Origin of the sequence: Falsibacillus pallidus, assembly GCF_003350505.1 — a bacterium.
Lineage (GTDB): Bacteria > Bacillota > Bacilli > Bacillales > DSM-25281 > Falsibacillus > Falsibacillus pallidus.
Window position 1 is genome coordinate 672,522 of the sequence record NZ_QQAY01000001.1, and the last position, 13,204, is coordinate 685,725.

The window sequence follows — 13,204 nt, forward strand, 5'->3', positions numbered from 1 at the left end:
CCTTGAAATTGCCCTCCTGTGTGAGTGAGAGCAAATGCCAGAGAAACTTCTCATCGCACTTCAGCATTTCCTGGAATTCCATCAATCCACGGTTTGCCTTATTCAGCTCCCCGTCGAAACGGTACGCCCTTGGATCGGATTCTGATCCAAATTCAGCGATCGTGGAAAAGTCGATGCTTCCTGTCAAATCCGCGATATCCTGGGATTTCGGATCTGATGGACTGAACGTTCCGATTCCCACGCGTTTATCTTCTGAGAAGAAAATGCGCTCTACTAATACATCTTCAATTCTGCCGCTGTAATCCTGCTCAAGCCTCATTAAATTCAATGGTGAAAGATTGCCTTCCACGCGGATTCCATACTCCTTGTGAAAATCCTCACGCAGATTCTGCGGAATCAAGTGGAGGGGATCTTCATGCATCGGACACCCTTTAATCGCAAAAACCGAGCCGCGGTCTGATCTTGTATATTCCTCCATCCCGCGTTTCAGCATGGCCACCAGCGTGGATTTACCGCCGCTGACAGGTCCCATCAACAGTAAAATACGCTTTCTGACATCCAATCGTTTGGCCGCTGGATGGAAATATTCCTCCACCAGTTTTTCCAGCGCTTCCTCAAGGCCGAACAGCTGGGAATTAAAGAAATTATATCGTCTCTTGCCATTCTCCTCTTCCACTCCAGCGTCCTTAATCATATTGTAAACCCTAGAATGTGCCGACTGCGCCACCCACGGCTTCTCTTTCAGCAGCTCCAAGTAGTCTGCAAAAGTCCCTTCCCACTTCAACTTTTCTTCTTCTTCACGGTAGTATTCGAGCTTCTTTAAAATATCCATAAGGACCTCCCCCTGTCGCTTCTTCAGAGACGATTAATATACTGTATGCGCAGGTCCAATCGAACATGATTGCTAAAAAAGAGAACTGCCTTTTTTCACAAATTCATCATTTTCCGGAAAAAGATGTATGAATGCGTTCACATGGCTGAAATTATGTTCTATAATAAGAGATAGTTTGGGCATACTTGGATTATAAAAAGGAGGCTACATACGTGAATACTTTCATTATTTGCTGTGTAATTGTTGCATTCCTTGCAGCCATCTTTACTGCTGGATACAATGACAAGCCAGGTGTACACAAATAAAACTGCTGATTACTCAGCAGTTTTTTTGTTTGGCCTTATTTACTTTAAGTCGAATCCTTTTCCTTGGACGAAATCCTTCATATACATCCGGGTCTTATTGGATAGCATTTTGCCCATCTGCCCTGTCCAAGTGTCGCTTCTGGCGCCATTGGTACGCTGATTGTAGTACTTGCTGATTTCTTTGTTATATTCATCGAGCTGTCCTTCATACGCTTCAAGATCCTGCTCGTATTCATTTTCATGGTAGATATGTTCAAACGGCAGCCTTGGCTTGACATCCGTATCCTGATCGGGATACCCGACAGCCATGCCGAATAGAGGGACGACCCTCTGCGGTGTTTTTAATACTTTCTGCACCTCTGGAAGATTGTTTCGGATCCCTCCGATATAGCAGATCCCCATGCCCATGGATTCAGCTGCAACCGCTGCATTTTGCGCTGCCAGTGCTGCATCAATCAACGCCACCATGAATTTTTCCGTACTTTCAATCGTATCCTTTACGTCGCTGTTTTCCTTTTTCCCGATCAGTTCATGCCTGTACAAGTCTGCACAAAAAACGAAGAAGTGTCCATTTTCAGCGACATACGTTTGATTTCCGGCAAGCTCCGCCAGTTTCCGCTTCTTTTCCGGATCGGTCACTCCAATGATGGAATACGCCTGAATGTAGCTTGATGTGGAAGCCGCCTGCGCACTTTTCACGATCCATTGAATCTGCTCCCTGGATAGTGGCTTGTCCTTGAATTTACGGACAGAATGATGGGCAAGCATCGTCTCGATAGTTTGATTCATCATCAGTTCCCCCTTAGATTTCGATGCGATTAGTGTACCACCCGAAACCCTCTTTTAAAAATAAAAAGGCCTCCAGAAGATGCTCTGGAAGCCCATTTTCATTTCAAGCCAGGATAGCCTTGCTGACGCAGCGCCTCATAAACGAGAATCGCAGCCGTATTGGAAAGGTTAAGGGAACGGACATGGTCATTCATCGGAATGCGAAGAGCCTTGTCTTTGTTCTCTGCGATCAAGTCTTTCGGAAGACCGGTCGTTTCTTTCCCGAACATGAAAAAGTAATCTTTCTCAGGTTGGCTGTAGTCGAAGGAGGAATGCTCCAGTTCACCAAATTTGGTCAAATAAAAGAATTCCCCATCCGGATTGCTCTTGAAGAAATCGTCAAGTGAATCGTGGTAGACGATTTTGACGAATTCCCAATAATCAAGCCCTGCACGCTTCAACATTTTATCATCGGTCGAAAAGCCGAGCGGACGGATCAGATGGAGCGTTGTTCCTGTAGCTGCACATGTACGTGCAATATTGCCTGTATTGGCTGGAATCTCTGGCTGGTATAATACAACATGTATGCCCAATGAACTTTCACCTCATTATTCAAATCTCTACATGCCATTATACCAATCAAAGAAAAGATTTTCTACCACATGCCCTTTCCTTTCCTTCCCTACCTATCATCCATAACTTTAAAGAAGCTGTACTGGATATTCGGTGTATAGGCACTCGAATCCTCATATGCCCAATACCTCATGCGGCTGTTGTACGTGTGGGCATTAACGAGCGGCATGCCGTTTGCATCCTTTCCCGTCACTATCGTGTTGTGGTCATACCGCCCATCCCCTTGAAAGTCATAGCAGATGACGTCACCGATATCCAGTTCCTGTGGATCGCCCACTTTCTTGGCGCGGAGCCCGCTTGATGAAGACGACAAATACCAGCGAAGGGAATTGGCCACTGCCCAGCTGTAGCTCCAATTGCTGTTCTGCATCCACCAGCCCTTGCCCCGTCCTGGATAGCCCCTCATCGGAGCACCGCCTGCACGAAGACATTGGGAAATGAAATTGGTGCAGTCAACTTCGAACTTTTTGTATGCAGGATTGTAGCTGTTCCACCATTTCTCAGCATATTGGGCCGCTTTCAGACGATCATACTGGTAGCTTGAACGATATTCCACATCCTCTTCCATCACCGGGAAAGGATTTTCCTCATCCACCGGGTAGTCCATCTCCTCATCTTCAATCAGCTGGTCCTGATAAAAGACCGCTCTTCGATGTTCGATCTCCTCTTCCATATAGATCAAGCTTTTCTGTTTGATCAAGTATTGCATATGGACATCGTAGTGAAAAATCGTGTAGTAACCGTCCTCCTGCTTCGTTTTCAGCCTTCCCGTGCCGTTTGTTTTAATGATTTCAGCCGACCTCGTGCTGCACTGCTCCTTCTTTTTTTCTATTTTGGCGCAGCCGCTTTCATTATGATCCGCTACACTGCCATCCACTCTATTTTGTAAAAGCCTTTGTAATTGTTCCTTCAATGAAGATCCCTCCTCCCTTCATACATATGATGGGAGTTGGGTCAACACAACTAAAAAAGAGAAGCAGTGTGCTCCTCTTTTGAATGGGGACAAATTGCCCCCTATCTATTACCTCAATTGAAAAACGCCAATCCCTTTTCAATCTCTTCTATGACTTCTTCATCTTTTTCTCGCTCACGGGCTTTCGTCAAAACTGCTTTGGCTTCCTCACCGCCGATTTTACCGAGTGCCCACGCAGCAGTTCCTCTCATGACCGGCCGGACGTCGTGTTCAAGGACATTGATAATATCAGGTACGGCGGTCTCATCTTTAAAATGGGCAAGGGCCAGCAATGCATTTCGCTGAATTGGCTTCTTGCCCCTCCATGATCCCGACACATGTCCGTAGCGTTCCTTGAATTCCTTATTACTGATGGAAAGAAGCGGCTTCAAAAGGGGCTTGGCGATTTCCGGATCCGGCTCCATTTCAGCATGCAAGTGAAAATCCTTCCCTTTATTTTCAGGGCAGACTGTCTGGCATGTGTCGCATCCGTAAAGTCTATTCCCAATTTTCGTCCGGAATTGATCAGGAAGGAATCCTTTTGTCTGAGTCAAAAACGCGATGCATTTCTGGGCATCCAGCTGCCCGCCTTCCACAAGGGCCCCTGTCGGACAGACATCGATGCACTTATTGCATGTGCCGCAGCGGTCTTCCATCGGCTCGTCCGGTTCAAACGGAAGATTGGAGATCATTTCCCCAAGATAGACGTATGATCCGAATTCAGGAGTGATGATGGCGCAGTTTTTCCCGCTCCAGCCAATCCCCGCTCGTTCGGCAACAGCCCTGTCGACAAGCTCTCCGGTATCCACCATGGACTTAAATCTCGCCTCAGGAACCCGGGAAAGAATATATTCTTCGAGCATCGAAAGCTTTTCCCTTAACAGGACATGGTAGTCTGTCCCCCATGAGGCCCTGCAGAAAATACCCCTCCGCTCTCCCCGTTTGCTTTGGGGGGCGTCCTTCATTTTCGATGGATAGGCAAGGGCGATGGAAATGATCGATTGCGGGCCGTCAAAAATCAAGTCGGGATGCACCCGCTTCTCGATGTCAGGCTCTTCAAAGCCAGATTGATAGCCGAGCGCTTCCTGCCTTCTCAATCGATTCTTCATTTCATCGAATGCCGATGCTGTCGTAAACCCGATTTTATCGATGCCGATATTCTTGCTATACGAAATGATATCCTCTTTCAGCTGCTGAAAGTCCATGAGTTTTCCTCCTCTCATGTTTTATATATATCCGATGCTCAATTGAGCCGGTTTGAATGAATGATTTCCAATCGTTCTCTATGATAAACTATTTTTAATGAAATTTGGAGGTGGGAGTGTTGGAATTTAGTGTAGAAAAAGATCTCTGTCAAAAGATTCTCAGGTTTAAAGCTGGGGTTATTGAATATAGGGGAATTGAAATCGGCGATTCTCCACAAATGCTAAAAGGCCGCTTGCAGCTATTCCAAGAGTCCATCTTTTTTGACTTAGAAGAAAAGCCTGTCACAGAGGTACCAGGAATAAAAGAATGGCGCCAGGTTTTCAAAAGCGACGGCAAAGATCCAAACCGATACCGCCATGCGGCAGAGGCATTATATAGAAGGATCGCGAAACAGAACTACCTGCCTTCCATCAACTCCGGAACGGATCTGAATAATTTCTTCTCCCTGCAATACCAGGTGCCAATCGGGTTGTATGATGCAGATCAATTAGATGGGGACATCACGATTCGGACTGGCCGCCCGGGAGAGGAATATGAAGGCTTGAACGGAAGAATGAATTCACTCGAGAATCTGATTTTAGCCTCGGACAACGACGGGCCATTCGGAAGCGCATTTGTCGATTCCAAAAAAGCGAATGTCGTTCCCGGCACTAAGAATGCCGTGCAGATCATTTTCCTTCGTCCCTCACTTCCAATGGAGGAATGCAAGGCGCTGACGGAATCCTTGATGAATATGTTCACTCAAATCAACGGCGGGGAAGCTACATTTAAAGTCATTGGTTGTGAATGAGAAAAGCGGAGCTACACAAAGAAATGCCCACGGAATATTGGCGCTGGCGCATAGGCAAAGGGTTTTGGCGCATAAGCACCTTTTACCGGCGCATAGGCATATGGGTTTCGCGCATAAGGTAAGCCGTCCGGTTCATAGACAAGCATTTTTCGCGCATAAAGCAGGTGGCAGGCTGTTCTGCCCCCGCTTTTTCCCCTGGAACATAAATAAAACGCAATGCCTCGTTCTCTGTTGAAACGAAACACTGCGTTAATACACTATGTATGGAGCGGGTGAAGGGAATCGAACCCTCATCATCAGCTTGGAAGGCTGAGGTTTTACCACTAAACTACACCCGCATATATTGTTTTGTTGCTTTTCTTAACACATTTATTATTATAGTAATATTTTTTACAAAAAGCAACCCATTTTTTAAAATAACTTTAAAAAGTGGAGTTGCTTTTCTTTTTCGCTAGATAGCAAGGATTATTCGACTTTTGACAACATCTTTCGCACCAAAATTATTATATTGATAAACCTTTATCGCTTGTTTTGCTGTATTGCTCAATCACTTGATTCACAAAGAGCAGACACTCAATTAAGAATAGTGCTCCGACAACCCAAGGCCCCACTCCGAGGATGAGATCATGGATAACAAGCAAGGTCCCATCCAGATGTCCGTTTAATTTCATCGTAAAAAACAGAAACATCCCGAATGTGAAATTCCTCGCCCATTGCGAAACATGATAGACGCCAAGTCCTCTTCCCCAGCCATACTTCTTCACGCGTTTGACCGCTCGTATGCATTCAATAATTTCCACTGCTGCAAACAACAGCACCGCTACAAGCCAGATGGCTGCAGCTGACTTCATTGTGATCGTACCGGATAAGATTCCGGCAGCACCTGTAATGGAAACCGCTCCATGAATGATGCAATTTGTATTTTTCCAATCTTCCGTAATGGTCCAATTCTTCAATCGGATGTATCGATTTAGCAATAATGCAAATATGATCAAGTAAAGCACCGTCCCGAAAAGATAAAGAACGGATTGGATGGAATGGATCCAGCCTGCTTGAAAAAAAGCGCTATTCGCGATGACAACAGATTGAATGCTGACCGTCATGAGCAGGATGATGCCATGCGCTTCAGCATAAAATCGGTTGATCCTGAAGTTTTTCATATAAAAAATGGCTGCTGCCAGATAAAAAATCAATAATAGCCAATTCAAAATTTGCATGACTTCAAATGCCTTTGTGTATAAAGGAAAACGATGGTTCAACGCCAGCAGGACCACTGAGGTCGATGCAATCCAGGTTCCCGCAGCAAATATATTCAACGGAGCTTCCATATGGCTCCGATAGAACTTCCGATTCCGGACAGTTGAAAGGACAGCAATCGCAATATAGAACCATGCAGCTGTTAAAACGAAGCAGCCGGCAGTGCTGATGACTGGTGAGAATGCTTCCAATCGGTCGAACATTTCATTCAGCAGGATGCCCATGGCCATAATAAACGCAGCTGATGCAGTCTGTACTTGATAATGGATGAACAATCGCTTTTGTATAATAAAAAAAATGATGGCTGCCAGCAAACTGCTGCCTACTAACATCATGGCGCTCCCCCCTTCCACATTCCATCATACTACAAAAATGAATCCTTTCGTTTTACAAAATATTGAACTAATTTAACATAAAAAGAGACCATCCGAAGACGGCCTCTCTAAACGTTTATACCATCACTTTGCAAATATCGTTGGAGAATTCAACCGGATCGTGCAGCGGCAGTCCCTCGATCAGCAAAGCCTGGCTATATAGAAGGTTCGTATACAATGCCAGTTTCTCTTTATCATTTTCAAATGAATCCTTCAAGGACTTGAATACCTCATGGTTCACATTGATTTCAAGCACTTTGTCTGCTTTGATCTGTTGATTTTGGGCATCCGGCATAGCTCGGAGTATTTTTTCCATTTCGATGGTCAATTCACCCTCTGCCGTCAAACAGACTGGATGTGATTTCAGGCGCTTCGATGCACGGACAGCCTTCACTTTGTCAGAAAGAAGATCTTTCATCGCTTCAAATAATTCCTTGTTTTCGGAAGCATCTTCTTTTTCATCCTTCTCTTTGTCGTCAGCATCAAGACCCAGGTCTCCGCTTGAAACGGATTTGAACTCTTTGTCCTCATAGTTCATGAGCATCTTGATGGCAAACTCATCGATATCCTCTGTGAAATAGAGGATTTCATACCCTTTATCCGCTACCATCTCTGTCTGAGGAAGCTTCTCGATCCGCTCATAGGATTCACCGGAAGCATAATAGATGTACTTTTGGTCTTCAGGCATCCTTGAAACATATTCAGCTAACGAGACCATTTTCTTCTCTTTGGAAGAGTAGAAAATCAATAAGTCCTTCAAGTCGTCCTTATTGCTGCCAAAATCGCTGTATACACCGAACTTCAACTGTCTGCCAAAAGATTTGAAGAATTCCTCATACTTTTCGCGGTCATCCTTCATCATCGCTTGCAGCTGGTTTTTGATTTTATTTTTGATATTCTTTGCAATCAGCTTCAACTGCTTATCCTGCTGAAGAATTTCACGTGAAATGTTCAAGGACAGGTCCTCAGAATCCACCATCCCTTTCACAAAGCTGAAATAGTCAGGCAAAAGATCCGCACATTTCTCCATGATCAATACACCGTTCGAATACAGCTCAAGCCCCTTTTCGAACTCCTTGGAGTAGTAGTCGAATGGAATCTGCTCCGGAATGAACAGGATCGCATTGTAGCGGACAGCCCCGTCCACGCTGATGTGGATATGCTTTAATGGCTTGTCGAACCCGTAGCGCTTCTCATTATAGAAATTCTCGTAGTCCTCATCCTTCAATTCATTCTTATTCTTCCTCCAGATCGGCACCATGCTGTTGATGACCTGTTCTTCCGTATAATCTTCAAACTCATCCTCGCTGCCTTCTTTCGGCCTTCTACCCGTCACATCCATTTTGATTGGGTAGCGGATGAAATCGGAGTATTTCTTGATAATCGCTTTCAGACGATATTCTTCTAAGTACTCATCATAGGATTCATCTTCTGTGTTCTCTTTGATGGTTAAAATGATTTCCGTACCGACTCCATCTTTTTCACATGTGTCGATCGTATAGCCGTCAGCGCCCTCAGATTTCCACTGATAGGCCGTGTCGCTTCCGAGAGCCTTGGTCCTTACAGTCACGACATCTGCAACCATAAACGCTGAATAGAAGCCCACACCGAATTGCCCGATGATATCATGGCCGTCCTTTGCTTCATTCTCCGTCTTGAATGCCAAGGATCCGCTTTTCGCAATCACACCCAGATGCTCTTCAAGCTCGTCCTTCGTCATTCCGATTCCGGTATCACGGATCATCAGCGTGCGGTTGTCCTTATCAGCAATAACCTTTATGTAGTAGTCCTCTTTATTGAAGCTGAGAGATTCATCTGTCAAAGCCCTATAATAAATCTTATCGATCGCATCACTCGAATTGGAAATCAACTCTCTCAGAAAAATTTCCTTCTGCGAATAAATGGAGTTGATCATCATTTCTAATAGTCTTTTAGATTCTGCCTTAAACTGCATCTTTTCCATAGAAATCCCCTTTCAGATTGACATTCTTCATCTTATTTTAGCACTCATGCCACAAGAGTGCTAATCCCATTTATTTAATATCATATTTTTTCAATTGGTGTCAATATGGTTATGGAAATTTTACAAAAGGTGGCTGTCACGACCCGACTTTTGTCGAATGATGAAAATAGACCCCTGATTTTAGGAGTCTATTTATTCAATTGGGGAATATTTGGACACTTTGAGAAGTTCTAGAGTGGGGTTCGTGTTCATTGATGATTATTTTAAACACTTTATTTCGATGAATATGATTTTTCGTGTTCATTCAGAGGTGATTCAGACACATTGGTAAGCTAGTTGCTTGAGTTCGTGTTCATTAAGAACCGAATTGAACACTTTGTAAGGCAACTGTTCGATTTTCCTGTTCATATGGTATTATTCCACCTGATAATGGCAGGACTTACCCTTTCCTACTAATAAAAAATGGTGCTTTAATATTCGGCATATAGCTCTTCTCGAAACCACCATGCCACACCATTCATAGATGGCAGTGGTCGTAATCATACGTTCAGGAAAAAGCAGCCTGAATTCCTGAACACTCCTAAGCACCGCAGCATCAACTTCTTCTTTACTTTGACAATCATCACAGCCTAATGCGTTTTTGTGAACTAGCCTGGTCGCAATAGACCCACAGTTACAGCAGACAATTCCTTTTCTCAACTGATCAAATTGATAAGCAGGTACTCTTGTAAATCGGGATTTATTCATATGATGGGAAACGATTTTTTGAGCAATTTGATGAGAGGTACGCGGTACGGCAGGCAGCACATGAAGTTTATTCTTAAATCGATTGAGCTGACTGGGGAAAACGATGGGAAGTTCTCGAGAGGAGTTGTATAAATGAAATTCCGGGTTCATGAAGATAATGCAGGATTCAATGGGCAGCATAACACCAATGTCTTTAAGAAACTGCCGCAGCAAGGATTCACTTCTTTTCAACTGAAGAACAGGACTTTTTATCTCGTTATGCCCCATCGTATACCAACGGTCAGCCTCCAGATAAAAATCCCCTTCGTAATTTTTGATTTCAAAGAGATAGATTTTATTATGAGCGATTCCAAGAGAATCAATCTGAAATGTGGTATGGGTGACTTCAAATAATAAATCGCATAAAATCAGCAAATTTATTGAACCTTCCTGCAGCCATTCATCAAATTGCACCTCGCCTAAAAATCCTTTTGCCAGGTTTCCATAATAATTGTTTTCGTCCTCGGAAAAGTCAGTTCTTGCTTGTAGATAATTGTAAACCTCTAATTCAATCGGTATCTTTCGTTGTTTTAAAAACATATCTCAGCTCCCCTCTTTTTTAATACTTCCATTTTATGTGAAACAGATTAATCACTCAAGCCATTCTTCCAAATGAAACTTTTTAAAAAAATAACTCGTCAAAGCATAAAGGAGTGATTCCATGATTAAAAAACACAAATTATTAATCTGCTTTTCTATGCTATTATCGATCTTATTCATATTCGGCTGCAGCAATGGATCAAATAAAGATCACATTCCATTTAAAATGATTGCCAGTGAGAAAACACTCCCTTCCAACTTTAGAGATATTGCATTTGAAAGTAAGGAGACACCTTCTTATTTATATTTAGTAAAAAAAAAATTGAAAACCAATCTGACTATAAAAAAACTTGGGAGCAATTCGCCTTTAAAGATAAAGCCACCAAGATAGACTTTAATAAGAATACTGCTTTTTTCATTGGAGTCATAGAATCTGGCAGCTGTCCTTTTAATATTGACTATATTAAGAAAAGCCCTGACAATAAAACATTGACTATCCCCTTGACAACCCAAGCAGACGCCTGCATTGCAAATGCAACACCAAGGTCATATGTCATCCAAATGGATAAAAAAATCTCCGATATAGTCAAAAGCGTCATTATTGAAGAAAGTCGAACCAAAACTGAGGTCCCCATTGAAAAATAATTCATCACACAAAGGGAAGCTCTGAACTATCAGAGCTCCCTTCTTATAATGCAAAAAAAGAACCCCAATCATAATTGGAGTTCTTTCATAATGATCATTATTGATACCGGTGGCCGGGGTCGAACCGGCACTCCCGAAGGAACACGATTTTGAGTCGTGCGCGTCTGCCAATTCCGCCACACCGGCATAATGAGAAATGTGTTGGTCAGACAAGAATTATATTATCATAAAATAATAAAAATCGTCAAGAGTTCTACTGGTAAAATTAAAGAATGCTCTCATGTCATATTGAATCCTATATGATTGAAACTACCTTCAAAATCAAATAATCATAACAAAAATAAAAAACACTCTTGAATGATCAAGAGTGCTTTCTATGATACCGGTGGCCGGGGTCGAACCGGCACTCCAGAGGAACACGATTTTGAGTCGTGCGCGTCTGCCAATTCCGCCACACCGGCAAGTTCTTATGGAGGCGCCAACCGGATTTGAACCGGTGATAAAGGTTTTGCAGACCTCTGCCTTACCACTTGGCTATGGCGCCATTTAATTGGAGCGGAAGACGGGATTCGAACCCGCGACCCCCACCTTGGCAAGGTGGTGTTCTACCACTGAACTACTTCCGCAAGCTGGGCTAGCTGGATTCGAACCAACGCATGTCGCAGTCAAAGTGCGATGCCTTACCGCTTGGCTATAGCCCAATAATAATATATGCTGTATGATTCACAAATGTGCTAATAAAAATGGGGCGGCTGATGGGAATCGAACCCACGAGTGTCGGAACCACAATCCGATGCGTTAACCACTTCGCCACAACCGCCATTATTAATATTTAATTGGCAGGGGCAGTAGGAATCGAACCCACACCGGAGGTTTTGGAGACCTCTGTTCTACCGTTAAACTATGCCCCTATATAGATGTTTATTTTCTTGAAGAAAAAAACTGGTGGAGGGGGGCAGATTCGAACTGCCGAACCCGAAGGAGCGGATTTACAGTCCGCCGCGTTTAGCCACTTCGCTACCCCTCCACTATGAAATTGCTGAACCTGCATGGTGCCGGCGAGAGGACTTGAACCCCCAACCTACTGATTACAAGTCAGTTGCTCTACCAGTTGAGCTACACCGGCATGTATATTTTAAAAATGGTGGCTTGGGACGGAATCGAACCGCCGACACATGGATTTTCAGTCCATTGCTCTACCGACTGAGCTACCAAGCCTCAAATTAAGTTCTTTGCCAAAAAGTAAATGGCGGTCTGGACGGGACTCGAACCCGCGACCTCCTGCGTGACAGGCAGGCATTCTAACCAACTGAACTACCAGACCAAAGTTTTTTGCTTCAGCAAAATAACTTTCATTATTTTGAAGCTAATTGCGGGGACAGGATTTGAACCTGCGACCTTCGGGTTATGAGCCCGACGAGCTACCAGACTGCTCCACCCCGCGACAATAATATTAGATTATTTCCCTTCGCTTCGCTGCGGAAAAAATCTATGGTGGAGGATGACGGGATCGAACCGCCGACCCCCTGCTTGTAAGGCAGGTGCTCTCCCAGCTGAGCTAATCCTCCGATATGTATCATATGTTGTTTTTACTGATGAGTAAAAACTATGGTGACCCGTACGGGATTCGAACCCGTGTTACCGCCGTGAAAGGGCGGTGTCTTAACCGCTTGACCAACGGGCCAATATGTTATGGCGGAGAGCAAGGGATTCGAACCCTTGAGACAGCGTTGACCGTCTACACGATTTCCAATCGTGCTCCTTCGACCTCTCGGACAGCTCTCCATATTATGGCTCCGCAGGCAGGACTCGAACCTGCGACCGATCGGTTAACAGCCGATAGCTCTACCACTGAGCTACTGCGGAATCATACAAGCCCGGCGACGTCCTACTCTCGCAGGGGGAAACCCCCAACTACCATTGGCGCTGAAGAGCTTAACTTCCGTGTTCGGTATGGGAACGGGTGTGACCTCTTCGCCTTAATCACCGGACCTTTTAAAGGACAAGTATTATTGTATAATGCTTATGGGCTTTTTTCAAGAGAAATTTTTAAAAAAATTGTTCTCTCAAAACTAGATAAAGAGTAAGTGACATGTTAAACCGGAATCAACCAAATGTGGTTAAGTCCTCGATCGATTAGTATCCGTCAGCTG

General features: G+C 44.1%; 8 protein-coding genes, 17 tRNA genes, 1 rRNA gene and 1 pseudogene. 1 reads left to right on the top strand and 26 read right to left on the bottom strand.

Going from position 1 to position 13,204, the window contains the following annotated elements; all coding sequences use genetic code 11:
• The 5 genes and pseudogenes from DFR59_RS03385 to queG form a co-directional block, all read right to left on the bottom strand.
• A pseudogene (locus DFR59_RS03385) lies at positions 1-832 on the bottom strand (protein prkA); the annotation flags it as partial.
• Between the two features lie 344 nt (positions 833-1,176).
• Positions 1,177-1,926 carry an oxygen-insensitive NADPH nitroreductase gene (nfsA, locus tag DFR59_RS03390; protein WP_114744211.1) on the bottom strand — a complete coding sequence of 250 codons (750 nt, stop codon included), beginning with the start codon at positions 1,924-1,926 and terminating at the stop codon, positions 1,177-1,179.
• Positions 1,927-2,024: 98 nt separating this feature from the next.
• The gene (trmL, locus tag DFR59_RS03395; protein WP_114744212.1) at positions 2,025-2,498 is read right to left on the bottom strand and encodes a tRNA (uridine(34)/cytosine(34)/5-carboxymethylaminomethyluridine(34)-2'-O)-methyltransferase TrmL; all 474 of its coding nucleotides are present in this window, start codon (positions 2,496-2,498) and stop codon (positions 2,025-2,027) included.
• An 89-nt stretch (positions 2,499-2,587) separates the two neighbouring features.
• Entirely contained in the window at positions 2,588-3,451 is an 864-nt protein-coding gene (locus DFR59_RS03400; protein WP_114744213.1) for an amidase domain-containing protein, read from the bottom strand.
• Positions 3,452-3,564: 113 nt separating this feature from the next.
• Positions 3,565-4,695 carry a tRNA epoxyqueuosine(34) reductase QueG gene (gene queG, locus DFR59_RS03405; protein ID WP_114744214.1) on the bottom strand — a complete coding sequence of 377 codons (1,131 nt, stop codon included), beginning with the start codon at positions 4,693-4,695 and terminating at the stop codon, positions 3,565-3,567.
• 119 nt (positions 4,696-4,814) lie between these two features.
• Between queG and DFR59_RS03410 the strand changes: the two genes are divergently transcribed.
• Positions 4,815-5,486 (top strand): B3/B4 domain-containing protein, encoded by a 672-nt coding sequence (locus tag DFR59_RS03410; RefSeq protein ID WP_245948357.1) that lies wholly within the window; start codon positions 4,815-4,817, stop codon positions 5,484-5,486.
• Positions 5,487-5,750: 264 nt separating this feature from the next.
• Here DFR59_RS03410 and DFR59_RS03415 read toward each other — a convergent pair.
• The 21 genes from DFR59_RS03415 to rrf all read right to left on the bottom strand — a co-directional run bounded on the left by DFR59_RS03415 (position 5,751) and on the right by rrf (position 13,042).
• Positions 5,751-5,824, bottom strand: a tRNA-Gly gene (locus tag DFR59_RS03415).
• Between the two features lie 165 nt (positions 5,825-5,989).
• Positions 5,990-7,078, bottom strand: a complete 1,089-nt coding sequence (locus DFR59_RS03420) for a TDT family transporter (protein ID WP_114744215.1) — start codon at positions 7,076-7,078, stop codon at positions 5,990-5,992.
• A 115-nt stretch (positions 7,079-7,193) separates the two neighbouring features.
• Complete coding sequence (htpG, locus tag DFR59_RS03425; RefSeq protein WP_114744216.1) at positions 7,194-9,080, bottom strand: molecular chaperone HtpG; 1,887 nt, start codon at positions 9,078-9,080, stop codon at positions 7,194-7,196.
• Between the two features lie 414 nt (positions 9,081-9,494).
• Positions 9,495-10,406 (bottom strand): nuclease-related domain-containing protein, encoded by a 912-nt coding sequence (locus DFR59_RS03430; protein ID WP_114744217.1) that lies wholly within the window; start codon positions 10,404-10,406, stop codon positions 9,495-9,497.
• A 749-nt stretch (positions 10,407-11,155) separates the two neighbouring features.
• Positions 11,156-11,237, bottom strand: a tRNA-Leu gene (locus DFR59_RS03440).
• Positions 11,238-11,431: 194 nt separating this feature from the next.
• Positions 11,432-11,512: transfer RNA gene (locus tag DFR59_RS03445), tRNA-Leu, on the bottom strand.
• Between the two features lie 9 nt (positions 11,513-11,521).
• Positions 11,522-11,595 (bottom strand) — tRNA-Cys (locus tag DFR59_RS03450).
• A 7-nt stretch (positions 11,596-11,602) separates the two neighbouring features.
• Positions 11,603-11,677 (bottom strand) — tRNA-Gly (locus tag DFR59_RS03455).
• A 3-nt stretch (positions 11,678-11,680) separates the two neighbouring features.
• A tRNA-Gln gene (locus DFR59_RS03460) sits at positions 11,681-11,752 on the bottom strand.
• A gap of 43 nt (positions 11,753-11,795) precedes the next feature.
• Positions 11,796-11,871, bottom strand: a tRNA-His gene (locus tag DFR59_RS03465).
• A 17-nt stretch (positions 11,872-11,888) separates the two neighbouring features.
• A tRNA-Trp gene (locus tag DFR59_RS03470) sits at positions 11,889-11,962 on the bottom strand.
• A gap of 32 nt (positions 11,963-11,994) precedes the next feature.
• A tRNA-Tyr gene (locus DFR59_RS03475) sits at positions 11,995-12,078 on the bottom strand.
• 23 nt (positions 12,079-12,101) lie between these two features.
• A tRNA-Thr gene (locus DFR59_RS03480) sits at positions 12,102-12,177 on the bottom strand.
• A 16-nt stretch (positions 12,178-12,193) separates the two neighbouring features.
• Positions 12,194-12,269: transfer RNA gene (locus DFR59_RS03485), tRNA-Phe, on the bottom strand.
• Positions 12,270-12,298: 29 nt separating this feature from the next.
• Positions 12,299-12,375: transfer RNA gene (locus DFR59_RS03490), tRNA-Asp, on the bottom strand.
• Positions 12,376-12,421: 46 nt separating this feature from the next.
• Positions 12,422-12,495 (bottom strand) — tRNA-Met (locus tag DFR59_RS03495).
• Positions 12,496-12,543: 48 nt separating this feature from the next.
• A tRNA-Val gene (locus tag DFR59_RS03500) sits at positions 12,544-12,619 on the bottom strand.
• Positions 12,620-12,660: 41 nt separating this feature from the next.
• A tRNA-Glu gene (locus tag DFR59_RS03505) sits at positions 12,661-12,735 on the bottom strand.
• A gap of 9 nt (positions 12,736-12,744) precedes the next feature.
• Positions 12,745-12,836 (bottom strand) — tRNA-Ser (locus DFR59_RS03510).
• A 6-nt stretch (positions 12,837-12,842) separates the two neighbouring features.
• A tRNA-Asn gene (locus DFR59_RS03515) sits at positions 12,843-12,917 on the bottom strand.
• Between the two features lie 9 nt (positions 12,918-12,926).
• Positions 12,927-13,042, bottom strand: a 5S ribosomal RNA gene (gene rrf / locus DFR59_RS03520).
• Positions 13,043-13,204 lie beyond the last annotated feature (162 nt).

Bases quoted from the DNA above. Each gene is read 5' to 3' on its own strand.
- nfsA (WP_114744211.1), bottom strand. From the start codon at position 1,926: ATGAATCAAACTATCGAGACGATGCTTGCCCATCATTCTGTCCGTAAA.
- DFR59_RS03420 (WP_114744215.1), bottom strand. From the start codon at position 7,078: ATGATGTTAGTAGGCAGCAGTTTGCTGGCAGCCATCATTTTTTTTATT.
- DFR59_RS03430 (WP_114744217.1), bottom strand. From the start codon at position 10,406: ATGTTTTTAAAACAACGAAAGATACCGATTGAATTAGAGGTTTACAAT.
- htpG (WP_114744216.1), bottom strand. From the start codon at position 9,080: ATGGAAAAGATGCAGTTTAAGGCAGAATCTAAAAGACTATTAGAAATG.
- queG (WP_114744214.1), bottom strand. From the start codon at position 4,695: ATGGACTTTCAGCAGCTGAAAGAGGATATCATTTCGTATAGCAAGAAT.